General features: G+C 61.5%; 19 protein-coding genes. 9 read left to right on the top strand and 10 right to left on the bottom strand.

Annotation, left to right across the window (positions count from 1 at the left end):
* Positions 1-33: 33 nt before the first annotated feature.
* The 3 genes from JZ00_RS20660 to JZ00_RS20650 all read right to left on the bottom strand — a co-directional run bounded on the left by JZ00_RS20660 (position 34) and on the right by JZ00_RS20650 (position 5,995).
* Positions 34-3,576, bottom strand: coding sequence for a glycosyltransferase (locus tag JZ00_RS20660; RefSeq protein ID WP_039593111.1), 3,543 nt, complete (start codon positions 3,574-3,576; stop codon positions 34-36).
* 49 nt (positions 3,577-3,625) lie between these two features.
* Positions 3,626-4,327 carry a WbqC family protein gene (locus JZ00_RS20655; RefSeq protein ID WP_039593112.1) on the bottom strand — a complete coding sequence of 234 codons (702 nt, stop codon included), beginning with the start codon at positions 4,325-4,327 and terminating at the stop codon, positions 3,626-3,628.
* 108 nt (positions 4,328-4,435) lie between these two features.
* Complete coding sequence (locus tag JZ00_RS20650; protein WP_039593113.1) at positions 4,436-5,995, bottom strand: sigma-54-dependent phenylalanine hydroxylase transcriptional regulator PhhR; 1,560 nt, start codon at positions 5,993-5,995, stop codon at positions 4,436-4,438.
* Positions 5,996-6,324: 329 nt separating this feature from the next.
* Between JZ00_RS20650 and phhA the strand changes: the two genes are divergently transcribed.
* From phhA to JZ00_RS20635, 3 genes are all read left to right on the top strand, one after another.
* The gene (gene phhA, locus JZ00_RS20645; RefSeq protein WP_039593114.1) at positions 6,325-7,110 is read left to right on the top strand and encodes a phenylalanine 4-monooxygenase; all 786 of its coding nucleotides are present in this window, start codon (positions 6,325-6,327) and stop codon (positions 7,108-7,110) included.
* 98 nt (positions 7,111-7,208) lie between these two features.
* Positions 7,209-7,565: a 4a-hydroxytetrahydrobiopterin dehydratase gene (locus JZ00_RS20640; RefSeq protein ID WP_039593115.1), complete on the top strand. Its 357-nt coding sequence runs from the start codon at positions 7,209-7,211 to the stop codon at positions 7,563-7,565.
* Positions 7,565-8,758 carry an amino acid aminotransferase gene (locus JZ00_RS20635; protein WP_039593116.1) on the top strand — a complete coding sequence of 398 codons (1,194 nt, stop codon included), beginning with the start codon at positions 7,565-7,567 and terminating at the stop codon, positions 8,756-8,758. Before JZ00_RS20640 ends, JZ00_RS20635 begins: the two co-directional genes overlap by 1 nt.
* A gap of 75 nt (positions 8,759-8,833) precedes the next feature.
* Here the strand turns inward: JZ00_RS20635 and JZ00_RS20630 are convergent, their stop codons facing one another.
* Complete coding sequence (locus JZ00_RS20630) at positions 8,834-9,397, bottom strand: NAD(P)H nitroreductase (RefSeq protein ID WP_039593117.1); 564 nt, start codon at positions 9,395-9,397, stop codon at positions 8,834-8,836.
* A gap of 154 nt (positions 9,398-9,551) precedes the next feature.
* On the opposite strand from JZ00_RS20630, the gene JZ00_RS20625 reads away from it, so the two are divergent.
* On the top strand, positions 9,552-11,006 hold the full coding sequence (locus tag JZ00_RS20625; protein WP_039593118.1) for a TrkH family potassium uptake protein: 1,455 nt from the start codon (positions 9,552-9,554) through the stop codon (positions 11,004-11,006).
* On the opposite strand, the gene JZ00_RS20620 is transcribed toward JZ00_RS20625, so the two are convergent.
* Positions 10,963-12,018, bottom strand: a complete 1,056-nt coding sequence (locus JZ00_RS20620; RefSeq protein ID WP_082112116.1) for an AraC family transcriptional regulator — start codon at positions 12,016-12,018, stop codon at positions 10,963-10,965. The two genes, JZ00_RS20625 and JZ00_RS20620, sit on opposite strands and share 44 nt — an antisense overlap.
* A gap of 298 nt (positions 12,019-12,316) precedes the next feature.
* Between JZ00_RS20620 and JZ00_RS20615 the strand changes: the two genes are divergently transcribed.
* Positions 12,317-12,628 carry a DUF962 domain-containing protein gene (locus JZ00_RS20615; RefSeq protein ID WP_039593120.1) on the top strand — a complete coding sequence of 104 codons (312 nt, stop codon included), beginning with the start codon at positions 12,317-12,319 and terminating at the stop codon, positions 12,626-12,628.
* 11 nt (positions 12,629-12,639) lie between these two features.
* Positions 12,640-13,221, top strand: coding sequence for an HD domain-containing protein (locus JZ00_RS20610; RefSeq protein WP_039593121.1), 582 nt, complete (start codon positions 12,640-12,642; stop codon positions 13,219-13,221).
* A 43-nt stretch (positions 13,222-13,264) separates the two neighbouring features.
* Here the strand turns inward: JZ00_RS20610 and JZ00_RS20605 are convergent, their stop codons facing one another.
* Positions 13,265-14,083 carry a UDP-2,3-diacylglucosamine diphosphatase gene (locus JZ00_RS20605; protein WP_039593122.1) on the bottom strand — a complete coding sequence of 273 codons (819 nt, stop codon included), beginning with the start codon at positions 14,081-14,083 and terminating at the stop codon, positions 13,265-13,267.
* A 135-nt stretch (positions 14,084-14,218) separates the two neighbouring features.
* On the opposite strand from JZ00_RS20605, the gene JZ00_RS20600 reads away from it, so the two are divergent.
* Together JZ00_RS20600 and JZ00_RS20595 are read left to right on the top strand one after the other, a co-directional pair.
* On the top strand, positions 14,219-14,968 hold the full coding sequence (locus JZ00_RS20600) for a helix-turn-helix transcriptional regulator (protein ID WP_039593123.1): 750 nt from the start codon (positions 14,219-14,221) through the stop codon (positions 14,966-14,968).
* A 92-nt stretch (positions 14,969-15,060) separates the two neighbouring features.
* A complete protein-coding gene (locus JZ00_RS20595) occupies positions 15,061-15,951 on the top strand; it encodes a DMT family transporter (RefSeq protein WP_039593124.1) in 891 nt (296 codons plus the stop codon).
* 6 nt (positions 15,952-15,957) lie between these two features.
* Here the strand turns inward: JZ00_RS20595 and JZ00_RS20590 are convergent, their stop codons facing one another.
* Complete coding sequence (locus JZ00_RS20590; RefSeq protein WP_039593125.1) at positions 15,958-16,245, bottom strand: Rdx family protein; 288 nt, start codon at positions 16,243-16,245, stop codon at positions 15,958-15,960.
* A gap of 71 nt (positions 16,246-16,316) precedes the next feature.
* Here JZ00_RS20590 and JZ00_RS20585 point away from each other — a divergent pair, with 71 nt between their 5' ends.
* Entirely contained in the window at positions 16,317-18,518 is a 2,202-nt protein-coding gene (locus JZ00_RS20585) for a patatin-like phospholipase family protein (RefSeq protein WP_039593126.1), read from the top strand.
* 132 nt (positions 18,519-18,650) lie between these two features.
* On the opposite strand, the gene JZ00_RS20580 is transcribed toward JZ00_RS20585, so the two are convergent.
* The 3 genes from JZ00_RS20580 to recQ form a co-directional block, all read right to left on the bottom strand.
* A complete protein-coding gene (locus tag JZ00_RS20580; protein ID WP_039593127.1) occupies positions 18,651-20,633 on the bottom strand; it encodes a FimV/HubP family polar landmark protein in 1,983 nt (660 codons plus the stop codon).
* A gap of 113 nt (positions 20,634-20,746) precedes the next feature.
* Positions 20,747-21,181, bottom strand: coding sequence for a MarR family transcriptional regulator (locus JZ00_RS20575; RefSeq protein WP_003199001.1), 435 nt, complete (start codon positions 21,179-21,181; stop codon positions 20,747-20,749).
* 116 nt (positions 21,182-21,297) lie between these two features.
* Complete coding sequence (gene recQ, locus JZ00_RS20570; RefSeq protein ID WP_039593128.1) at positions 21,298-23,424, bottom strand: DNA helicase RecQ; 2,127 nt, start codon at positions 23,422-23,424, stop codon at positions 21,298-21,300.
* Positions 23,425-23,434: the final 10 nt, after the last annotated feature.

Raw genomic sequence — 23,434 nt, 5'->3', positions numbered from 1 at the left:
CCGCTGGGCAGTCAAAGTAATAGTCAGTACAGATCAATCGGCCAGCCAGGCCCGTCGCCAGGCCTCCAGGCGTTCGCCTTCGAGCAACCACTGCGCGCGCACCGTCGACTGCAAGGCATCGCCCAAGGCCGCGGACGCGTCGCGGTCTTCCAGATGCAAACGAATCGCCCGGACCCAATCTTGCGTCTGGTTATCTACTCGCGTCAGCGGCAGAACCTCGCCCCCGACGAAACCCGGCACACGACTGCAAATGACCGGATGCCCGTACGCGGCATGCTGCAACACACGCAAGTCACCCGAACAGGCATTGCCAACGGTGTGCGCCATGGGCACCAGTGCCAAGTCAAGATTCAACGCGGCCATGGCTGTTGCCAACTGCTGCTGCGGGACATTGGGGTGTTGCTCCTTCAGGAATGGCTGCAGCGCCGCAGGGCAGTCACCTAGCACCACCCAATCCACTTCACCCGCGAATGCGGGCAGCACGTCAGCCAGCAGTTGAGTATCCTTGCCGCCCAGCCAGCCCAGGCGCGGCTTGGCCCCTACTCTCCGGTTGCTTTGTACACGCCCCCATTCAGCCGGTAGCACGGGCTCCAGCACGCGGATGTCGTCGTGCTGGCCTTGCAGCAGTTCAGCCAGCGCCGCCGTGGGGACCAACACCCGATCGACCTGCAGCAGCCCGAACCGCAGACGCTCCAGCAGTTCATCGGCAGAGCACGCCCCCTTCAAGTCCACCTCCGGCAAATAACCGTCCAGATCGTAGACGGTAAAGGCCTTGGAAAACGCTCTCAGGCGGCTCAGGGTAAGAAGCCCGGCATCATCCAGAGGACGCTGCAGCACCACAGCGGTCGGTGCCAGGCGCTCGATCTCCACCGGCGACAACAGACTCGAAACGGCAGCGCCTTCGATCTGCCCCGCTTCGACCAAAGTGCTGAACGGCTGGACCAGCCGCGAATAGGCCCCCGCCTGCTGGTCGGTGACGCAAACCAACACCTTCGGGACGCTGCCTTGCAGAGGAAACCAGCTCAGGTCATTGTTTTGCGGAACAAAGCCGCCAGCGGCGCGCAGAGAAAAATTGGCGTTGTAGGCCGGATCGCAGGCCAACCGAGGCATCCAGCGGGCAAAAAAGGCATCCTCCTGCTCGCTACTCGCCTGTATATCTGGCAAAGGGTCAACCAACAGTCGTGCAAAAGGCGTCCAGACATTCACGTAGCCTGCCTGCTGCAGCTTCAAGCACAGGTCAACATGCGTCCAGGGTGCCAACAGCGGATCGGTATCGAAGCCGCCGGCCTCAAGGAACAGGGATCGACGCAGCATCAGACACTCGCCGCCCAGGGCCGAATAGCTCTGCTCAAGTCCGAGCCGTCCCATGTGCCCTGCGGCATGGGCCGACGCGCCCTCAAAAGCCCGACCGACCACACCACCCAGCCCCAACACCAGGCCCGCCTGGCGTATACGCCCCTGGCTATCCTGCAACTTGCCTCCCACGGCGCCGACTTCCGGGCGCTGGGCCTGATTGAGCAAAGCTTGCATCCAACCCGGCTCAAGCACAGCACTATGGGCGTCGAGCCAGAGCAAGTAATCGCCCCGCGCCTCCTGCGCCGCCGCATTGCACATCGCTGCACGGGACTGGCCCGGCATGAACCGCAATAACTGGAAACGGCCTGCACCCATCTGCTCCACCAGCCCCAGCCACTCCAGCAATGCCGGGTCGTCGTTGCCCGGTTCGATCAGCAGTACTTCGAAGTCCACGGCGCTGGTCTGTATCAGCAGGCTTTCCAGGCAACGCTGGAAATTTGCCAGTTGCCCTTCCAGGTAAATCGCAATACTGACCGAGGCCTGTTGTTCGTGGCCGTAGTCGATACGATAACGACTTGGATCCTCTTGCAATGCAATGGCTCGCGCCTGAGCGTAGCCACGCGCCTGCAGATGAGCTTCCATGACGGCGCGCTCATCGGAGCATTCCGACTGTCGTAATTCGTTGGCGATCAGCAGGGGTTCGCTGACATGGCCAATGCTCGCCATCCCTTGCTCGCCGATCAGGCGCAGTTGGTAAGCCAACTCGAAGGCGCCACCGCACGAGGGGTCAAAACCGCTAAGGCGCACCAACGCCTCGCGACGATACATCCAGTGGCGGGAAAGACTGGCCGCAGAGGCCAAGAGCAAATCGAGATTCAGGTCGGGCCGCAACGAAAGATTAACGACCCCGCCTATACGTACGGCTTCGTCGGCGAAAACCGCCAGGCAACTGTCGGGGGCTTCGAGCAAATTCACCGCCGCCACCAGCAGCCCCGCGGCGACGAACGTCTCCCCTGCCTCGACCAACATGAGCCAATCGGTCTGGGTGCCGTCGAGCAAACCATTGATCACTCCCGCCGGTCGGCCGGGATCTCCCTCTACCCATTGCACGTTGGCACGCGCCGGGTCAGTCCCACCCACCACGCACACATGGATACGCTGATACAGCTGTTGATCCAGGCTGTCCAGGGTCAGGGCCAGCGCCGACTGATCTCCATTATCGCGGACCAGAACAGTGAAGCTGGGCGCAGTTGGGCTCGCCAAGCGCTCATTGATCTGGAGCAGTTGCTGAGCGGTCGGGGTACGTTGGCGCAACCAATCGAGCACACCCAGACGGTTGCCGACCGCCTCGCGATCGGCAGCCTCCTGGGTCCTGTCGATAAACACGTCCAACTGTTGCCAGAACGATGCCGTGCGTTCGACATAACGCGGCAAGGCTTCACCGAGGCTAGCTCGAGCATGTGCCAACGGCTCCGGATGATCGAGCATGGCGAAACCGACACTGCCGAAGAAGCTGTTGTCGAGCAGTGGCTGGTCGACGCCATGGCCTGGAATGAAAATCACCGGGCAGCCACATAACACCGCCATTACGCAGGTCATCGACCACTCATAGGAATACATCACCTCTGCCTTGCGCAGCGCCTCGGCCAACTGCGGCAGGGTCAGGGGGTTGGTCATGCTCAGCAGGCGGATATCGGCTGGCAGTAGTGAGTAATCGACCTGCTCCAGCGGATGGCGGTTCTGGTAGAGATAACTGCCCGCGCGCTCGGTTCCGGCGGGCGGTGGCGCGAACAGTTCGATGTCGATGGCCGGCAGGCACAGCAAGTCGCCATCTGGATCACCACGGTGCTCGGCGAGCCGGGCCGCGTAATAGAAAAACAAGTCGGACGGCGCAGCGTCCATGCCATTTCCCGTGAGGAACCCCTCGAAATTCAGCAGGAAACGCGCCACGACCGAACAGTTGAGCGGATTGCCAGGGAACACCTCGGGATAAACCGCAATTGGTACTTTGCCTGCCGCCTTATGGCGCTGCTTGATTGCGGAAGTGATGACCGGTGTCTTCAGGTCTGGATTGACCACGTCCGAGCCACACATGTAGGCCTCACGCCCACTAAGATTGAGCATATGGCAAAGATAGTGCAGCGAGACGACGCCCGACGACGACTCACGGTATGCCGGCGCCAGGAAGTAATAAGGATGCTCGGGCTTGGCATACATCAACCGCAGATGCGCCAACGCCTGTTCGTGCGAGTAAGCGTCCAGCTGCGCTAGGTTAGACATCGGGTGCAATCTCCAGAATCAAATCAATCAGGGGTGTCGCAAGGCCCGCTCAGGCAGTCCATTTCTTCAGAAAAGCCGATGCATCCGCGCCGGTATTGAACAATAGGTCGATGACACTGACCGCATGTTGGAACTCTCCGTACACCTGGGGATATTCGGGATAACCTGCATAGCTCATGTACGAGACCGAAATGCCCTTGGCGGCGAACGCCGCTTCGTCGAGGTAGTGACTGGCTGCCGGTCCCGAGAGGTACTCGCTGGCGCCCAGGGTATGGCACAAATGGATAAGGCGTTCATTCTTGCCCTCCACTCCCCCTAGGTCTTCGGAACGGTAAAGCGGCGTATGAATTCCCAGCAGGGGACACAAGCCGGCGATGAACAAGTGGTTAATGCGGCTCAGATGGGTCAGGTTGGCAGCCTGCTCGTAGAGCGCGCGGATCGGCGCCTCCATCTGCGCGAAACACGCTGCGCGCCGGTAGCTCTGCTCGATCGTCTTCCAGTGCGCCGGTGCCCAGTCCGGATGGGTGATCTGGACCTCATTGATCAACTGTCCGAGACGGCCCTTCTTCATGACCGGAATGCTCAGCCAATGCTCACCCTGGGCAGTCTTGATCTTGTTACGGTTGCGCCAATCGCTGCGGGTGTACTGCACGTCGTCATAGAGGATGAACGCATCGACGCTGCGGATCAGATCGAAATAGCCCTTCCAGGGAATATAGTTCGACTGCACCACAGCTATTTTCTTATGCATCCTTAACCTCACGTACGCGGCGGAAACCGGGGGCCCTGCCCTGTCAAAAAATCGCCACCCGACATGAATAAGCGTGGACAGGACGGGACACAGCAAATCTCATACCAGCTAGGATTCGGTTTTGCCCACCTCATACTCTCTCAACTTATTAGCAATAGTCGTATGGGAAACCCCCAGCCGCTTGCCCAGTTGCCGGCTGCTCGGGTGTTCGGAATACAGGCGTTCGAGGACGGCCTTCTCGAAGCGGCCAACGATCTCGTCCAACCCTCCGTCGAGGGAAAAATCGCCGAGGGGTTGGCGCACGCCGTAGTCCGGCAGGCGGATGTGCTCGGCCTTCACCGTGCCGCCGTCACACAGGGAGACGGCCTGGAACAATACGTTTTCCAACTGCCGGACGTTGCCCGGCCAATGGTAGTGACTGAGACGATCCATCGCCGCCGGGGCCAGCTTGGGCAGCGGGCAGCCGATCTGGCGACTGGCCTGGTCAAGAAAATGCTCGACCAGCGGGGCCAGCCCATCGAGGCATTCACGCAACGGCGGAATGTGCAAGGACAGCACATTCAGGCGATGGTACAAATCTTGACGGAATTCTCCCCGGGCACAGAGCTCGGACAAATCGACTTGGGTCGCGCAAATCACCCTGACATCCAGGTACACCTCTTCGTCGCTGCCTACGCGACGGAAGCACCCATCCTGCAAGAAGCGCAGCAGTTTCACCTGCAGGCGCGGGCTCATTTCCCCGACGCCGTCGAGAAACAGCGTCCCGCCCGCCGTCAGTTCCAGCAGGCCGAGCTTGCCTTCGGCCCGGGCGCCTTCGAAAGCACCTGGGCCGTAGCCGAACAGCTCGGTTTCAGCCATCGACTCCGGCAGACCGGCGCAATTGAGGGCCATCAACGGTGACTGCCCTCGTGGACTGGCCAAGTGGCAAGCACGGGCCAGCAATTCCTTGCCGGTACCGGTTTCGCCTTCGATCAACAACGGCGCGTCGAGAGGCGCCATGCGCCGGGCCTCCCGGACCACTGCGGCCATCACTTTCGAACTCTGGAAGATGCTGTCGAAGCCACGCAGTTCTTGCTTGCGTACGTTATAGATGCGCTCGCCCACCCGGTCGGCGCGGTGCAGCGTCAGCACCGCGCCGGCCATGGCTTCGCTGTCGTCATGTTCCGATTGCAAGGGCGCGATGTCCGCCAGGAACACGTCGCCCTTGACCTTGACCCGCAAGCCATTGATGCGCGACTTGTTGGCGCGCACCAGTTCCGGCAGGTCGAAATCCTCGGCGTAGCGGGACAACGGGATCCCCGGCACCTCGTCCACCCGAACTCCCAGCAACTGCGCCGCCGCCCGGTTGGCCGCGACGATGGAGCCGCCCATGTCGATGGACAGCACCGGGAACTCCAAGGCGCCTAGCAAGGCGTTGAGCTCCATGTGCCGACGTTCGCTGGGCATCAGGCCTACACGCTTGACGCCGAATACCCCGGCGATGCCTTCGAATTTCGGACGCAGGGCTTGGAACTGGATATTGATCAGGTTCGGGCAATGCAGGTAGATCGCGTTGCCATGCTCGCCCCCTACTTCACCGCGGGCGACGTTGATGCCGTATTCCACCAGCAGGTTGAGAATATCCCGCAGGATGCCGATGCGGTTCTGGCAATGGACTTTGATGCGCATAAAAGGCCCGATGTGTTTGCAAGCATGGAAATGGGTGGGCTACCTCGTAGCCCAGCGGGAGCAATCTCCCTCGCCACGGTTTTCTGCGCTGCGGCGCAAATAGCCGTCAAGATTATGTGACAGTTGTAGGAAGTTTCCCAAGCAAAAACGCCCGAAATATCGAGACGCACCGACATACGTAACGAAATTTTTACGATATGGGTTATGACGGGCCGTTTAACCTCGGGGTAGCCTGCTGCGCCGATCACTGCTTCAAGTTATCTCTACTGCATCGCTGGATATAACAACAAACAAGTCTTCCCCCTGAGGGATATCAGCAGGAGAGCAGCATGAAGCAGACGCAGTACGTGGCCCGCGAGCCCGATGCGCAAGGTTTTATCCACTACACCGCCGAAGAACATGCGGTGTGGAACACGCTGATCACTCGCCAGCTCAAAGTCATCGAGGGCCGTGCGTGCCAGGAATACCTGGACGGCATCGACAAGCTCGGCCTGCCCCACGACCGCATCCCGCAACTGGACGAAATCAATAAAGTGCTGGGCGAAACCACTGGTTGGCAGGTCGCCCGGGTGCCGGCGCTGATCCCCTTCCAGACTTTTTTTGAATTGCTTGCCAGCAAGCAGTTTCCAGTCGCGACCTTCATTCGTACCCGTGAGGAACTGGATTACCTGCAAGAGCCGGACATCTTCCACGAGATCTTTGGCCACTGCCCCTTGCTGACCAACCCTTGGTTTGCTGAATTTACCCACACCTACGGCAAACTCGGCCTACAGGCTTCCAAGGAAGAGCGCGTCTATCTGGCGCGCCTGTATTGGATGACCATCGAGTTCGGCCTTGTGGAGACTCCGCAGGGCCGGCGCATCTATGGCGGCGGTATCCTCTCGTCGCCCAGGGAAACCGTGTACTGCCTGTCTGACGAGCCGGAGCATCAGCTCTTCGATCCGTTGGAAGCCATGCGCACGCCGTATCGCATCGACATCCTGCAGCCCGTGTATTTCGTGCTGCCCGAGCTCAAGCGCCTCTTCGACCTGGCCCATGAAGACATCATGGGCATGGTCAAGCGCGGGCGGGAATTGGGGTTGCACGCGCCGAAATTCCCACCCAAAGCGGCGTGAACCGCTAGTTTTGATTCCAATTGAGTCTGTTGCGCCAAGCGGCTTTGCTTTAGCGTGGCGCATCGACGTTTAATAAATATTCGATCCAGGAACACACCATGAACACTCTGAACCAAGCCCACTGCGAAGCCTGCCGCGCTGATGCCCCGCAAGTCAGCGACGAAGAACTGCCAATGTTGATCAAGCAGATCCCCGACTGGAACATCGAAGTGCGCGACAGTGTGATGCAGCTGGAGAAAGTCTTCCTGTTCAAGAACTTCAAGCACGCCCTGGCATTCACCAACGCCGTCGGCGAGATCTCCGAGGCCGAGGGCCACCACCCAGGCCTGCTCACCGAATGGGGCAAAGTCACCGTCACCTGGTGGAGCCATTCGATCAAGGGCCTGCACCGTAACGACTTCATCATGGCCGCCCGCACCGACGAGGTCGCCAAGACCGCCGAGGGCCGCAAGTAATGCATTTCGATGCCATCGGTCGCGTGCCCGGCGACCCGATCCTGGGCCTGATGGAGGCCTATGGGGCGGACAGCAACCCCGGGAAATTCGACCTGGGCGTGGGCGTCTACAAGGATTCCCAGGGCCTGACGCCGATCCTGCAGTCCGTGAAACAGGCCGAGCAGCGGTTGGTGGACCGCCAGTCCACCAAGACCTACATCGGCGGTCATGGCGATGCCGCGTTCGGCCAGTTGATCAATGCGCTGGTGCTGGGTGCCGACTCGCCGCTGATCAGCGCAAAACGCGCCGGCGCCACCCAGACACCCGGCGGCACCGGCGCCCTGCGCCTGAGCGCCGATTTCATCGCCCAGTGCCTGCCGGGCCGTGGCGTCTGGCTGAGCAATCCGACCTGGCCAATCCACGAAACCATCTTCGCCGCCGCAGGCGTCAAGGCCAGCCATTACCCCTACGTGGGCGCCGACAATCGCCTGGATTTCGACGCAATGCTCGCGACCCTGGGCGACGTGCCGAAGGGCGACGTGGTGCTGCTGCATGCCTGCTGCCACAACCCGACGGGATTTGATCTGTCCCACGAGCAATGGCGCCAGGTGCTGGAAGTGGTGCGCAGCCGTGATCTGCTGCCGTTGATCGATTTCGCCTACCAGGGCTTCGGCGACGGGCTGGAACAGGATGCCTGGGCCGTGCGGTTGTTTGCCGAAGCGTTACCCGAAGTATTGGTCACCAGCTCTTGCTCGAAGAACTTCGGCCTCTATCGCGACCGCACCGGCGCGCTGATTGTCTGTGCCCGCGATGCCGACAAGCTGGTCGACATTCGCAGTCAGCTGGCCAACATCGCCCGCAACCTATGGTCGACGCCGCCGGACCATGGCGCGGCGGTGGTGGCGACGATCCTTGGCAATCCGGAACTCAAGGGCTTGTGGGCAGACGAAGTGGAAGCCATGCGCCTGCGCATCGCGCAACTGCGCAGCGGCCTGCTGGAGGCGCTCGAACCCCACGGCTTGCGCGAGCGCTTTGCCCATATGGGGGTGCAACGCGGGATGTTTTCCTACACCGGCCTGACGCCGGAACAGGTCCAGCACCTGCGCGAACGCCACAGCGTCTACATGGTCGGCACCGGCCGGGCCAACGTGGCCGGCATCGACGCGACACGCCTGGATGCGCTGGCCGTAGCGATTGCGGATGTCTGCAGGTAGCTTTCTGTCGCCGCTGGTCTCATGGCGAGGGAGCTTGTTCCCTCGTCACAAAAAAGCGGAGCCAGGCTGGTTCTACTAGACGCCCGTCCACTCCCGGACAAACTGCCCGATATCCTCTTGCGGCGCCGTGCGCGCTTCTCTCTGCGGTGTGCCCAGGTAGAGGAAACCGATCACCTCTTCCCCGTCGTCAAGGCCAAGCCCCCTGGCCACGTGCGGCGAGTACGCCAGTTCGCCGGTGCGCCACACGCCGCCGATCCCTTGGGCATACGCGGCCAGCAAAATGCCATGGGCCGCGCAGCCGGCGGCCAGCAGTTGCTCGGATTTCGGGATCTTGAAATGGTCCTGCAAACGGGCAATCACCACCACGACCAAAGGTGCGCGCAACGGACCATTGAGGGCCTTTTCCACAACGGCTTCGGGCACCAGCGGATCATTGAAACGTGCGGCTTCGGCCAGCAACTCACCCATGCGATGACGCGCTTGCCCTTCGACCGTCAGGAACCGCCATGGGCGCAATTGGCCGTGATCGGGGGCGCGCATCGCGGCCGCAAACATGACTTCGCGCTGTTCCGGCGTGGGCGCCGGGTCCACCAGGCGTGGAACGGAAACACGGTTGAGCAAAGCATCTAAAGCCTGCATCGGCGACCTCCTGGAAAAATGTTCGGCTATTCTAGTGGCTGTGCCGTCAATTCGTTAGCCCAAATTCAGATACGAGCAACGCCGGACGCCGGTTTACATGCCGCTTGTCGCAGGTAGAATGGCGCCCTTTCCCCTTTCAGCCCGAGCGGACTTCATGGCGTTGCCGACCCTGCGGATCATTGGTTTCATCATCGGCATCTTCCTGATCACCCTGGCGATCTTCATGGTCGTGCCGATGGCCACGTTGCTGATCTACGAGCGCACCGGCGATCTGCCATCGTTCCTGTGGTCGAGCATGATCACCTTTGTCGCCGGCCTGGCGCTGATTCTTCCCGGGCGCCCGGAGCATATCCATCTGCGCCCCCGAGACATGTACCTGCTGACGGTCAGCAGTTGGCTGGTGGTGTGTGTGTTTGCCGCGCTGCCCTTCCTGTTGACCCAACACATCAGCTACACCGATTCGTTCTTTGAAAGCATGTCGGGCATTACCGCCACCGGCGCGACGGTGTTGAGCGGCCTGGACACGATGTCGCCCGGGATCCTCATGTGGCGCTCGCTGTTGCACTGGCTCGGCGGCATCGGCTTCATCGGCATGGCCGTGGCGATCCTGCCGCTGTTGCGCATCGGCGGCATGCGGTTGTTCCAGACCGAATCGTCCGACCGCTCGGAGAAAGTCATGCCGCGCTCGCACATGGTGGCGCGACTGATCGTGGCGTCCTATGTGGGCATCACGATCCTCGGCACCCTGGCGCTCTGGTGGGCCGGGATGAGCCTGTTCGACGCGATCAACCATTCGATGTCGGCGATTTCCACCGGTGGTTTCTCCACTTCGGACCTGTCCCTGGCCAAATGGACCCAGCCCGCCGTGCACTGGGTCACCATTGTCATCATGATCCTCGGCAGCCTGCCGTTCGCCCTGTACGTCTCGACGCTGCGCGGCAATCGCCGGGCGCTGATCAAGGACCAGCAGGTCCAGGGCCTGATCGGCGTGCTGCTGGTCACCTGGCTGGTGCTTGGCACCTGGTATTGGGCGACTACCGACCTGCATTGGCTCGAAGCGCTGCGGCACGTGGCCTTGAACGTGACATCCATCGTCACCACCACCGGTTTCGCCCTGGGGGACTACAGCCTGTGGGGCAATTTCTCACTGATGTTGTTCTTCTACCTTGGATTCGTCGGCGGCTGCTCGGGCTCGACTGCCGGCGGGATCAAGATTTTCCGCTTCCAGGTCGCCTATATCCTGCTTCGGGCCAACCTTAATCAATTGATTCACCCTCGTGCGGTGATCAAGCAGAAATACAACGGCCACCGCCTCGATGAAGAGATCGTGCGGTCGATCCTGACCTTTTCGTTCTTCTTCGCCATCACCATCTGCGTGATCGCCCTGCTGCTGTCGCTGTTGGGCGTGGAATGGATGACGGCGTTGACCGGCGCGGCCAGTACCGTATCCGGCGTCGGTCCGGGGCTTGGCGAGACCATCGGGCCGGCCGGCAACTTCGCGCCGCTGCCGGACGCGGCCAAGTGGATCCTCTCGGGCGGCATGTTGTTGGGCCGACTGGAGATTATCACGGTGTTCGTGCTGTGTATTCCGGCGTTCTGGCGTCACTGACCGGCTTGGCCACGCCCCGCGCCCGATAGTCGCCGGGCGTGGTGCCGAACCAGCGGCGGAAGGCCCGGAAAAAATTGCTCGGGTCGGCAAACCCCAGCAGGTAGGCGATCTCCAACAAGGTCATGCTCGGTTGCGCCAGGTATTGCTCGGCCAGCTCGCGGCGGGTGTCGTCCAGCAAACTCTGGAAACTGGTGCCCTCTTCCTGCAAGCGCCGCTGCAAGGTGCGTTGCGACAGGTGCAGCGTCTGCGCCACCACGTCACGCTTGGGTTCGCCCTGGGGCAACAGCCGACACAGTACCTGCCGCGCCTGATGCGTGAAGCGACTGCCGGAAAACCGTGCCAGGTACTCGCCTGCAAAACGATCGTGCAACACCGCCATGGCCTCGTTGGCGGTGGGCAGCGGTGCTTCCATGTCGTCCTGCTGGAAAATCAACGCGTCGTAGGGCGCGTCGAATACCAAGGGCGCGCCGAAGGCCTGTCGATAAGGTCCGACATCGGCGGGCTCGGCGCCCTGGAACAGCACCTTCACCGGGTGCAAGGTCCGTCCGGTCAGCCAGTTGCACAAGGCCAGCGCACAGGCCAGGGACGCTTCGGCACTTTGCCGGGTCGGAGGGAGGTGGTCGCCGTGGACCGTCAGGATCAGCCCGTAGCCTTCATTCAAATGACGGAAGCTCAGGTCGGCGCTTTCGGCGATGATCCGCTGATAACGCACCAGCCGCTGGAACCCTTCGACCAGTGTCCGACTGGACATCAACGCGTAGCCCACCACATGGAACGACGCCGGGCGCACCACCTTGCCCATGTTCAGGCCGATGGCCGGGTTGCCCGACTGCTCCACCGCCAACTGCCAGAGCCGTGTCATCGAATCCTGGGGAAAGCGCGCATCCGGATCGTCCAGCGCGTCGAAATCCAGCCCCAGTTCCTTGAATAGCGCCCGACAGTCCAGGCCGTCGATTTCCAACGCCTTGACAATCCCCATCGCCCAGCTTGAAGAAGTCGTTCGTTCGCTCATGACGTTTTACTTGCATGACGAGCCGCAGGGTACGGCTGGATTTGCGAAGGATATCAGTGTCCTGTCTTACGAATACGTTCCTTTTTGACGAGTGGCTGTTGTCGTCAGGCAAGGCGCCGCGACGAGTCATAGCCCGCTATGGCGAGGAGCGGCAACGCAGCATGACGGCAACAGACGCCGTCCAAAAGGAACAGTATTTGTAAGACAGGACACTAGAGTGGCGCTGATTGTCACTGGCTGTTAAAGGTGGTCGCTCTAGACTTCAAGCACCAGAACAAAAACCAAAGAGCCTGCAGTCTTGGAAAACACCAAACGCTTCAACAGCTTCGCCGAGTTCTATCCCTACTACCTCAGCGAACACAGCAACAGTACCTGTCGACGCTTGCACTTCATCGGCACCTCGCTGGTCTTGCTGGTTTTCGCCATGGCACTGGTGGTCGGTGCATGGTGGCTGTGGGTCGCCCTGCCCGTGGCGGGCTATGGCTTCGCCTGGGTCGGGCATTTCTTCTTCGAAAAAAACCGGCCCGCGACCTTTCAGCATCCGTTCTACAGCCTGCTCGGTGACTTCGTCATGTACCGCGACATGCTGGTGGGCAAAGTCGCGTTCTAGAAGGATTGCGAATGAATTCTCACGCACGCTTCACCCACATGCAGGACGGGACCCAGGAAGACTGGGCGATCATCGCCGCCGATTTCAGCGCCTACGCACGGCAGCTGCCGAGTCGGGTCCTGGCTCACCTGAAATTGCTCGACGGCGATTTTGGCGGATTCCCGGTGGATCGCCTGACCCATTCCCTGCAAACCGCCACCCGCGCCTACCGTGATGGGCGGGACGAGGAATATGTGATCTGCGCCCTTCTCCATGACATCGGCGATACGCTGGGCAGCTACAACCACCCGGACATCGCCGCGGCGATCCTCAAGCCATTCGTCAGCGCCGAAAACCTTTGGATGGTAGAGAAGCACGGAATCTTCCAGGGCTATTATTTTTTCCATCACCTGGGCATGGACCGGCATTTGCGCGAGCAATTTTGCGAACATCCGCAGTACCAGGCGACCATCGACTTCTGTGCGAAATACGACGCCGCGGCGTTCGATACTGGGTACGACACCCTGCCGCTGAGCTTCTTCGAACCGATGCTGGAAAGGGTATTCGCCGCGCCGAAGCAATCGATCTATAAGGCGGCGATGGCCAAAACATGAGACGAAGTACCCTCGCCACAAAAACTCTCCACAAAAAAGAAGCTCAAGCAGGCTCAGCCACCTTCAATTCAGCCTTGAGCAGCGCCTCCCGCGCCTGGGCGTCCGCCAACCGATATAACTCGATCGTCCCGTCCCAATGCTCGATCAGCGCGGTGCAGGATTCGACCCAGTCGCCACAATTGAGGTATTCCACCTCGCCGACCTTGCGAATCTCGGCATGGTGGATGTGCCCGCACACCACGCCATGCAACTCACGCTTCACACATTCGTGGGCGATGGCTTCTTCGAAATCGCTGATGAAGCTGACCGCGGTCTTGACCTTGTGCTTGAGGTACGCCGACAGCGACCAGTAACCGTAGCCGTAACGGGCTCGCCAATGGTTGAGCCAGCGGTTCAGCGTCAGCGTGAATTCGTAGGCCGAATCCCCAAGGAACGCCAGCCAACGGTGATAACGGGTGATGACATCGAACTGATCGCCATGAATCACCAGCAGGTGACGGCCGTCGGCGGTGACGTGCACCGCTTCGTCCACCAGTTGGATATTGCCGAGGATCAGCTTCGAATAACGCCGCAGGAATTCATCATGGTTGCCGGTGACGTAGATCACTTCGGTGCCGCGCTTGCTCATGGTCAACAGGCGACGAATGACGTTGGTATGGGCCTGGGGCCAATACATGCCGCTGCGCAGCTTCCAGCCGTCGATGATATCGCCCACCAGATAGACCTTGTCGGCGTGATAGCCCTTGAGGAAGTGCGACAGGTGTTCGGCCTGGCAGTCCCGGGTGCCCAAGTGCACGTCGGAAATCCACAGGGTGCGAACACGCTGCTTGCGGCTGGGTCTGGCGAGCTCGGCGCTGGTCATTGGGCAACCCTCTGATCGTTTTCACCACAGTGCACCCGAGCGGTTAATGCTCCGTGACAGCAATAAGTCGATTACATGACAGCGCGAAGCGTCGCGCCCTCGGTGTAGACTGACCGCCAGCCACGGGAGACCGCGATGAGACCGATCCTCACGCTACGCCACTACAGCCACGATCTGATTGTCCACAGCCATGACCACGCACAATTGGTGTTCGGGTTGTCTGGCGCGCTGGACTTCGAAGTCGAGGGTCGTGGCAGCCAAGTGGTACAGCAGAGCTTCGTCGTGGTGCCGGCCGGCGCTCATCACGCGTGCGGCAGCCCACAAGGGAGTCGCTGCCTGGTGCTCGATGTGCCTGGCGACGAGTGGGTCGGGCAATGCCTGGGCGACCATGCCGACGCCAGCCGCCGGTTGCTCGACAGCACCAGTCGCCTGCCGTTGGACGCGGGGCAAAGCCAGTTGGTGACTTGGTTGGCGAGTAGCCCGGTGGACGACCCGGTGATTGCCCAGCAAGGCGCAGTGCTGTTGCTCGCCAGCCTCAACGGCGGGCGCCAGGAAACCGCCGGCGGCCGGCGCCTGCCCTATGCCGCACTCAATGCTCATATCGACCAATATGCCGCCTACCCGCTGCAAGTGGCGGACTTGGCGCGCGTCGCCGGGCTTTCCAGCGCTCGCCTCCATGCCCGCTTCGTCGCCGAATGCGGGCAGACACCGATGGAGTACATCCGCAGTCGCCGCCTGCACAAGGCCGTAGGGTTGTTGCGTGACTCGCAACTGCCGATCGGTGAGATTGCCCATCGGGTTGGCTACAGCTCGCAAAGCGCTTTCGCCGCAGCGGTGCAGCGCGAATTCGGCGTCTCACCGGGCAAGCTTAGGCAGTCACGCTAGTCTCGCGCTAAAAATCGCTAGGATCGCGACAGACAAGAACGCTTGGCAGCGGGCTTAATAGCCGAACGTCCAACCGTTCACCAAGGATTGCAATGACACCCCGTACCGCCCTCGGCGCCCTGCACATCGGCGCACTCATGTTCGGCCTGACCGGTGTATTCGGCAAACTCGCCGCGGCCTCGCCGGCGGTCATTGTATTCGGTCGCGCGGTGTTCGCCGTGCTGGCCCTGGCGGCGTTTGCCCGATTCGCCAGCCCTACCCGCTGGGAAAAACTGCGGGGCCGGGACACGCGCCGGTTGCTGCTCGGCGGCCTGTTGCTGACCGGGCACTGGGTGAGTTTCTTCATTTCGGTGAAAGTCGCGGGCGTCGCAATTGCCACCCTGGGATTCGCCAGTTTCCCTGCCTTTACGGTACTGCTCGAAGGGCTGGTATTCCGCGAGCGAATCCGCGCCAACGAAATCCTGCTGGTGGTGCTGGTGAGCGTCGGCCTGGTGTTGGTCACGCCAACCTTCGACCTGGCCAGCGGCGCTACCACTGGCCTGCTCTGGGCGGTGGCCTCGGGGCTGTTGTTCTCACTGTTGTCGCTGACCAATCGCGCCGGTTCCGGACACGTGCCGCCGGTACAGGCCGCGCTTTGCCAGAACGTCGTGGTCGGTCTCTGCCTGCTGCCGATGGCTGCGCCGCAATTGGCCGAGGTTCGTCCGCTCGACTGGTTGTGGATCGGCCTGCTCGGGGTGTTCTGCACCGGCCTGGCCCACAGCCTGTTCGTCGCCAGCCTGGCGGTGATCAAGGCCCGCACGGCAGCCGTGGTGTTCGCCATGGAGCCGGTCTACGGCATCACCATCGCCTGGCTGCTGTTCGATGAAAACCCGACGTTGCGCATGTTGCTCGGTGGCGTGCTGATCATCGTTGCGATCGTGGTGTCGAGCCAGCTGGACGGCACGAAGAAATCCAACGCTGGCGCCCAGGCCCCATCTCACTGAGCCCGGTCATTGAATCCTGTCGTTGTGCCCCAGGTCGCGCTCCGGGTCGATCTGGTCGCGGACCCGCTGCTTGAGCACCTTGGCTTCGGGAAACCCGCCATCCGCCTTGCGCTCCCAGATCTGGGTGCCATCGCAGCCAATATGGAAAACCCCACCGGTGCCTGGCACCAGGGACACCTTGGCGAGGTCGTCGCCGAATGTGCTGAGCAGTTCCTGGGCCAGCCAGGCGGCCCGCAGCAGCCACTGGCATTGGGTGCAGTAGGTGATGACGATTTCCGGTTTGTGTGCGCTCATTGCGGGTGAACTCCTGGTTCCAAAGGCGTCGTTATACTACTCGCCTTTGATCGCCTGCTTCGAGATTGACCATGCGCCGCCTGCTGCCTTGCCTGCTTCTTCTGCTATTGCCCCTGTTCGGCCATGCCAACGAGCCTGCCGTCGAAACACCGCGCCCGAAGATCGGCCTGGTGCTGTCCGGCGGCGCGGCTCGTGGCCTGGCTCACATCGGCGTGCTCAAGGCCTTGGAGGAGCAAGGCATCAAGATCGACGCCATCGCGGGCACTAGCATGGGCGCGGTGATCGGCGGCCTGTATGCCTCGGGCTACAAGATCGACGAACTGGAAAAACTTGCCCTGGGTATCGACTGGCAACAAGCCCTCTCCGATGCCCCGCCGCGCAAGGACGTACCCTTCCGACGCAAGCAGGACGACCGTGATTTCCTGGTAAAGCAGAAACTGAGCTTTCGAGACGACGGCAGCCTCGGCCTGCCGCTGGGCGTGATCCAGGGACAGAACCTGGCCCTGCTCCTGGAAAGCCTGCTGGCCCACGCCAGCGATACCCGGGATTTCGACAAACTGCCTATTCCCTTCCGTGCCGTGGCAACCGATATCGCCACCGGCGAAAAGGTCGTGTTTCGCAAGGGCCACCTGCCCAAGGTCATCCGCGCCAGCATGTCGATTCCGGCCGTGTTCGCGCCGGTTGAACTGGACGGTCGGCTATTGGTGGACGGTGGCATGACCGACAACATCCCTTTGGATGTGGCCCGGGAAATGGGTGTGGACGTGGCTATTGTCGTGGACATCGGCACCCCATTGCGCACCCGCAAGCAATTGGTCACGGTGGTGGATGTGCTGAATCAGTCAACCACGCTGATGACCCGGCGCAACTCCGAGGAGCAACTGGCCACGTTAGGCAAAGACGATGTGTTGATCCAGCCGGCCCTGGCGAGTTTTGGCTCCACCGATTTCGGCCGGGCTCCGGAAATGATCGATGCCGGCTACCGCGCCACACGCATACTCGAAGCGCGCCTGGAACACTTGCGTCCTGCCGAGCCGGCCGACGCCGAACTGCTGGCGGCACGCACCCCGAGCGAGCGCACGCCGATCATCACCGGGATCCGGGTGGAAAACGACTCGAAGGTCGGTGACGACGTGATCCGCTATTACATTCGCCAGCAAATCGGCGAACCACTGGACCTGGGTCGCCTGCAAACCGACATGGGCACGCTGTACGGCCTGGATTACTTCGAGCAGGTGCAATATCGCGTCGTGCACAAAGGCGCGGACAACACCTTGGTCATCAACGCTCGGGGCAGACGCACCGGCACTGATTACCTTCGCCTGGGCTTGAGCCTGTCAGACGACATGCGCGGCGACAGCGCCTTCAATCTTGGCGCCAGTTATCGGGTCAACGGCATCAATCGCCTGGGTGCCGAATGGCTGACCCGGGCGCAGATCGGCGACAAACAAGAGTTGTACAGCGAGTTCTACCAGCCGCTGGACGTCGGCTCACGCTACTTCATCGCGCCCTACGGACAGTTCGAATCGCGCAATGTCGAGTCGATCCTCGACAACGATCCGGTGGCGCAGTATAGGGTCGAACGCTACGGCTTCGGCCTGAACCTGGGCCGGCAGATAGGCAACAGCGGGGAGATCCGCTTCGGTGTCGGCCAGGCCTGGGGCAAGGCAGACGTGCGCATCGGCGACCACGACCAGCCCAGCGAAAACTTCAACGAGGGCTTCTACGAGCTCAAGTATTCGTTCGACTCCCTGGACAGCGTGTATTTCCCCCACGAAGGCGAAGATATCGGTTTGTCCTGGCGCCAGTACGAACCGGGCCTGGGCTCGGACCAGCGTTATCGCCAGTGGGAATTCAAGCTGGACAAGGCCCTGAGCAGCGGCCCGGACACCTTCATTCTGGGCGGGCGCTATGGTCGCACCCTAGACACTGCCGAGGTCGTGACGTCCAGTTTTGTCCTCGGCGGCGCGCGGCAATTGTCGGGCTTTCGCGAGGACGGGATATCCGGCCAGAACATGAGCCTGATGCGTGCGGTGTATTACCGCAGGCTCACGCCTCGCGCCTACTTGCCATTGGACTTCCCGCTGTACATTGGCGGCTCGCTGGAGCGAGGCCGGGCCTGGAACAACGACAACGAGTTCGACAGTGGCTACATCAACGCCGCCAGTGTCTTCCTGGGCTTCGACACGCCGCTGGGGCCCTTGAACTTCAGCTATGGCTTCAATGATGACGACGAGCAGGCGGTGTATCTGAACCTGGGGCAGACGTTCTGATGAACACAGTCCCTGCCTTGGGGGAGCGAGCCTGCTCGCGAAAGCGGTAGGCCTGCTTGCATTGGTCTTGAATATACAACCGTCATCGCGAGCCAGCTCGCACGCAGGACTTGCGCCGGCCTTGCAAACGCCTCAACGAATCCCGGCCAGCAAAACCCGGGCGGTTTCCTTGAGCGGCTCATCCCCTTCTTGCAGCAGCTCTTCCAGGAGCGTAATGGCGCTCTTCAGGTCGCCCTCGTCGATGCGATTCTGGGCTTCTTCAAGTTTTTCCGAATGCTCCGATAGTTGCGGTTCGAAGGAAACAGGTTCGAGCGAAAGGGATTCGAATTCGGGTCCAATGGGCATCGGCTCCAGCTCCAGCGCCTGCTCTTCGTCGGCAAACCCATCGAGGAAATCATCGTCCAACGACTCCGTTTCCAACGGCGCCCCCCATTGCAGGTCAGGCTCGTCAAAACCCGATAATGTCAGCGTGTCGGCAGCGGTGGGCGGCGTGTTTTTTGGCTCTGGCGGCGCCGGCTCTTCATCGGCCAAATCCCAGCTGTTCTCCAGGGAGAGCTCATCGAGCTTCAACTCGAATTCATCGTGAGGCGCAGCAACAGGTTCGGGCACGGGAGCCTGGGGTTCGGCAGAAGTTTCCGGCGGCGCGTTGACGAGGGTGATTTTCGGGTAACGCTTGCGAATATCCTCCAGGGCCTGATGATCGACGCCTTGGGCCAATAGATGATTTTCCTGGGCCTGGAAACCGATGACGTCGCCCTGCTTACCCAGTACATCCAACAACTTCAGGCCCAGGTCGGTACGCTCCGGCTCGGCCAGCAATGCCGCGCGCAGCAGTCCCGCGGCTTCGGTGAAGCGGCCATAGGTCAGGTAGATCCCCACGCCTTCGAGCACGTCTCCCATGGGAGCATCGCCGTTATTGAAGGACGCGGCGACCTCGGGGGGCTCGATGTCGGCGCTCTCGGCATAGGTTTCGGTGTCATCGTCCAGGTTCAAGTCACGCTGATGTTCGGCCAATGGCCCGGTCCCGGCCGATTCCTGCTGTTGCCGGTGACGAAGGAACAGCAGAAGCGCCAGCAACCCAAGCAGCCCCCCCAATCCCCCTACCCAAAGCCAATCAACGCCTTCGGTCTCCGTGACTGGCGCGGTGTCCACCGCCGGAACGGATTCGGCGGGTTCGGTGGATTCGGCTGGTTCGGAGGGTTCCGGAGCAAGTTCCGAGGTGATCGTCGGTGACGAGGGCTGGGCCAGTTGCGCTTGGAGCTCGCTGATCTGCTGGCGCTGACCGGCGATTTCCTGGTCCTGGGACTGGACCTTGGCCTGCAATTGTTCGATCGTCTGCTGTTGCTGTTGGCCCAGCAGCACACTGGCCGCCAATTGTTCGGCGCTGTTATCGGACGCGCCGGAACGCCCCGCTGCGGGGGGCTGGGCAGCCGGAGGCAAGATAGCCGAATCGGGCAGCAACAAGCGCTGGCCGATGGAAAGCCGCTCGCTACCAGGGTTCAGCGCCTGGATCCCCTGCATCAGTTCATTGACCGACGCATTGCTGCCCGCATCATGCAGACGCTTGGCGATCACCCAAGGATTGTCGCCCTGTACGACGGTGTAGCGTTTGCCCTGTGTCGCCGGGGGCGGCTTGATGGCCGATGTTGTTGCTTGGGCTGCGGCAGAAGGTTCATCAGCGACCGGCACAACGCCTGGGGTGCCCGGCGGGTCGATCAGCACGGTGTACTCGCGCAACAGCCGCCCGTTGGGTTGGTTGAGCTGTACGAGGAAATTAAGGAACGGCTCTTCCACCGGCTTGCTGGACGTCACCCGAATGAAACTGCGGCCGCCACGCAGCACGGGAGTGAAGCGCAGGTTATTGAGAAAGAATACCCGCTCCACCCCGGCACGGCTGAAGTCCTCCGGCGCCGCAAGGCTTGCAGACAGGTCGCCCTCGCTGAGTCCCGCCGCATCAACCAAAGCGATATCGGCGCGCAACGGCTGATTCAAGGCTGAATGGAGCGTGATCTCCCCCAGCCCCAGCGCCGACGCCAGGGCGGGAAAACCCAGGGCGCCCACGACGACCGACACGTTGATCCAACTGCGCAACGTGGACTGCAAACTTTCAAGCATGGGTATCCCTTTCGACTACCAGACTGAGCGCAAACGCTTCCAATACGATCGCTTAGTACTGGTTATAGTTCGCTAACCGCCGAATCTCAAAAGCCTGGCGCCAGGGATATGCCTCAGGATTTTTCCAGATTGGCCAGGATAGTGCCGTGGACCCGCATGCAGACCCGCATATCCGCTTCGTCGACGCCTTCGAACAACTCCCGGCGCAGCTGCGTGGCAATCGTTTCGATTTGTTCGATCAACGGCAGCGCCGGGGCGCAAAGCACGATCTTCTTGGCCCGGCGGTCTTCGGCCACAGCCTGGCGCTGCACCAGTCCCTGGGTTTCCAGGCTGTCGAGCAAGCGGGCCAGGGTCGGGCCTTCGACGGCAACGCTCTGAGCCAACTCGCGCTGGGTCGGCGCCTGTTCGAAACGTGCAAGGTGCAGCAGCACCAGCCAGCGCGCCTGGGACAGGCCTAGGCCTGCGAGGCGACGGTCCAATTCAGCGCGCCAGCCACGGGACATCTGGGCCAGTTGCATGCCAAAACGGTGTTGATCGGTCAAAGGCATAAAAAACTCATCAATCTGAAATAGAGAAAAACTAATTATTAGTTAGCTAAGCATGGCCTTTGGATTCAGGCAAGGCTCGCACTGTAGTGAATCGTTAAAGGAACGTAACGGATTGATCAGACTTCGAATTCCGATTGCAGTGCGGCCCTGACGCAATACAAGACGCCCTCTGGGACACGTCCGACAAACAATGCGGCAACTTCTGATACGGGAGGCAACTCGCCTTCACCGTCGAGAAACGCATCCTGTACTTCGCCCATCAACTCTTCCGGCAGATCCAAAGCCTGTTCCAAGGACAGCTGCTGTTCACCAATGGCCTCGGCCAGCATCGTGTAGACGTTTTTTTCCGAACATTGCAATTGGCCGGCAATCTGCAGTGGGGTCATGCCTGCCCGGGCCAGGGTGATGAGTTCGTGGCGCACATCGGCCACCGCTGGCGGTGTCTCGGCTTCGCCGCCCAGCACCTGGAGGAAGGCCTCGCCATAACGCTCGAGCTTGCGCGCGCCGACGCCACTGACCCGGGCCATTTCCGCCAGGGAAGTCGGTTGGCTGCGGAGCATCTCCAGCAAGGTTGAGTCAGGGAAGATGACGTAGGGTGGAACACCGTGTTCCTCGGCCAGCTTGCGCCGCAGGGCACGCAAGGCTTCCCATTGATCGCGCTCTTCGCCGCGCACCAGTTGGCTGGCCTGGCTCTTGCTGCTCTTGACCGCTGTCGCCGGCTTGAGGTCGCGGCGCAATTGCAGGGTGACTTCGCCCTTGAGCAGGGGTCGGCAGGTCGCGCTCAGGCGCAGGCCACCGTAGCCTTCCAGGTCGATGTCCGCCAGGCCGCGCGCCACCAACTGTCGGAACAACGAACGCCATTCGCTCTCGCTGCGGGCCTTGCCCACGCCGAACACCGACAGGTGCTGGTGGCCGAAGCTGCGGACTTTCTCGTTGTCCTTGCCCAACAGCACGTCCACCAGATGCCCGACGCCATAGCGCTGGCCCGTGCGATAAATCGCCGAAAGCGCCTGTCGGGCCGGTTCGGTGGCGTCCCAGGTTTCCACGCCGTCGACGCAATTGTCGCAATGGCCGCACGGCTGGGGCATGTCTTCGTCGAAATAGGCGAGCAAGGTCTGGCGACGGCAGCGGGTTTCTTCGCACAGCGAAAGCATGGCGTCGAGCTTGTGCTGCTCCAGGCGCTTGTGTCGCTCATCGCCCTCGGAGTTCTGCAACATTTGCTTGAGCATCACCACGTCCTGCAGGCCGTAGGCCATCCAGGCGTCGGCGGGCAAGCCATCACGGCCGGCACGCCCGGTTTCCTGGTAATAGGCCTCCATGGACTTGGGCAGGTCAAGGTGAGCGACGAAACGCACGTTGGGCTTGTCGATGCCCATGCCGAACGCCACGGTGGCCACCATGATCAGGCCTTCTTCGTTGAGGAAGCGCTTTTGGTGATAGGCCCGCAGGTCGTTGGGCAGGCCCGCGTGATAAGGCAATGCCGGGAAACCTTGTTCGCTGAGGAACGCGGCCACTTCCTCGACCTTCTTGCGCGACAGGCAATAAACAATGCCCGCGTCGCTACGCCGTTCGGCAAGGAATGCCAGCAATTGCTTGCGCGGCTGCTCCTTGGGCACGATGCGATAGAAAATATTCGGACGGTCGAAGCTGGAGAGGAACCGCTCGGCGTCCCGCAGATGCAGGCGGTCGACGATTTCTTCGCGGGTACGCTTGTCGGCGGTGGCGGTCAGCGCAATGCGCGGGACATCGGGGAACAGCTCGGCCAGCTGTCCCAGCTGCAAGTATTCGCGACGGAAGTCGTGGCCCCATTGGGACACGCAGTGGGCTTCGTCGATGGCGAACAGGGCGATTTCCAGGCTTTGCAAGAACGCCAGCATGCGCGGCTGTACAAGGCGCTCCGGCGCCAGGTAGAGCATTTTCACCTCGCCACGCTTGATGCGTGCCGCCAGGTCCCGCTGCTGCTCGGCGCTCAAGGTGGAATTCAGCGACGCGGCGGCGACCCCCAGTTCTTCCAGGGTGGCGACCTGGTCATCCATCAAGGCGATCAGCGGCGAAACCACCACCGCCAGGCCGTTGCGCAGCAGCGCCGGTACCTGGAAGCACAGCGACTTGCCGCCGCCGGTGGGCATGAGCACCAGGGCATCGCCACCGCTGGCCACGCGCTCAATAATGGCACCCTGGCGACCACGGAAACTGTCGTAGCCGAAGATGTCCTTGAGAACGCGTTGAGCCTGTTCGAGCATAGAAACTCCA

Origin of the sequence: Pseudomonas frederiksbergensis, assembly GCF_000802155.2 — a bacterium.
GTDB lineage: Bacteria > Pseudomonadota > Gammaproteobacteria > Pseudomonadales > Pseudomonadaceae > Aquipseudomonas > Aquipseudomonas frederiksbergensis_A.
Note: the sequence above shows the minus strand (reverse complement) of the source record. Positions and strands in the feature narration are given on the sequence as shown.

Excerpts from the sequence above, each read along its gene's own strand:
- JZ00_RS20660 (WP_039593111.1), bottom strand. The coding sequence starts at position 3,576 with ATGTCTAACCTAGCGCAGCTGGACGCTTACTCGCACGAACAGGCGTTG.
- JZ00_RS20655 (WP_039593112.1), bottom strand. The coding sequence starts at position 4,327 with ATGCATAAGAAAATAGCTGTGGTGCAGTCGAACTATATTCCCTGGAAG.
- JZ00_RS20650 (WP_039593113.1), bottom strand. The coding sequence starts at position 5,995 with ATGCGCATCAAAGTCCATTGCCAGAACCGCATCGGCATCCTGCGGGAT.
- phhA (WP_039593114.1), top strand. The coding sequence starts at position 6,325 with ATGAAGCAGACGCAGTACGTGGCCCGCGAGCCCGATGCGCAAGGTTTT.
- JZ00_RS20640 (WP_039593115.1), top strand. The coding sequence starts at position 7,209 with ATGAACACTCTGAACCAAGCCCACTGCGAAGCCTGCCGCGCTGATGCC.
- JZ00_RS20635 (WP_039593116.1), top strand. The coding sequence starts at position 7,565 with ATGCATTTCGATGCCATCGGTCGCGTGCCCGGCGACCCGATCCTGGGC.
- JZ00_RS20630 (WP_039593117.1), bottom strand. The coding sequence starts at position 9,397 with ATGCAGGCTTTAGATGCTTTGCTCAACCGTGTTTCCGTTCCACGCCTG.
- JZ00_RS20625 (WP_039593118.1), top strand. The coding sequence starts at position 9,552 with ATGGCGTTGCCGACCCTGCGGATCATTGGTTTCATCATCGGCATCTTC.
- JZ00_RS20620 (WP_082112116.1), bottom strand. The coding sequence starts at position 12,018 with ATGAGCGAACGAACGACTTCTTCAAGCTGGGCGATGGGGATTGTCAAG.
- JZ00_RS20610 (WP_039593121.1), top strand. The coding sequence starts at position 12,640 with ATGAATTCTCACGCACGCTTCACCCACATGCAGGACGGGACCCAGGAA.
- JZ00_RS20605 (WP_039593122.1), bottom strand. The coding sequence starts at position 14,083 with ATGACCAGCGCCGAGCTCGCCAGACCCAGCCGCAAGCAGCGTGTTCGC.
- JZ00_RS20600 (WP_039593123.1), top strand. The coding sequence starts at position 14,219 with ATGAGACCGATCCTCACGCTACGCCACTACAGCCACGATCTGATTGTC.
- JZ00_RS20595 (WP_039593124.1), top strand. The coding sequence starts at position 15,061 with ATGACACCCCGTACCGCCCTCGGCGCCCTGCACATCGGCGCACTCATG.
- JZ00_RS20590 (WP_039593125.1), bottom strand. The coding sequence starts at position 16,245 with ATGAGCGCACACAAACCGGAAATCGTCATCACCTACTGCACCCAATGC.
- JZ00_RS20585 (WP_039593126.1), top strand. The coding sequence starts at position 16,317 with ATGCGCCGCCTGCTGCCTTGCCTGCTTCTTCTGCTATTGCCCCTGTTC.
- JZ00_RS20580 (WP_039593127.1), bottom strand. The coding sequence starts at position 20,633 with ATGCTTGAAAGTTTGCAGTCCACGTTGCGCAGTTGGATCAACGTGTCG.
- JZ00_RS20575 (WP_003199001.1), bottom strand. The coding sequence starts at position 21,181 with ATGCCTTTGACCGATCAACACCGTTTTGGCATGCAACTGGCCCAGATG.
- recQ (WP_039593128.1), bottom strand. The coding sequence starts at position 23,424 with ATGCTCGAACAGGCTCAACGCGTTCTCAAGGACATCTTCGGCTACGAC.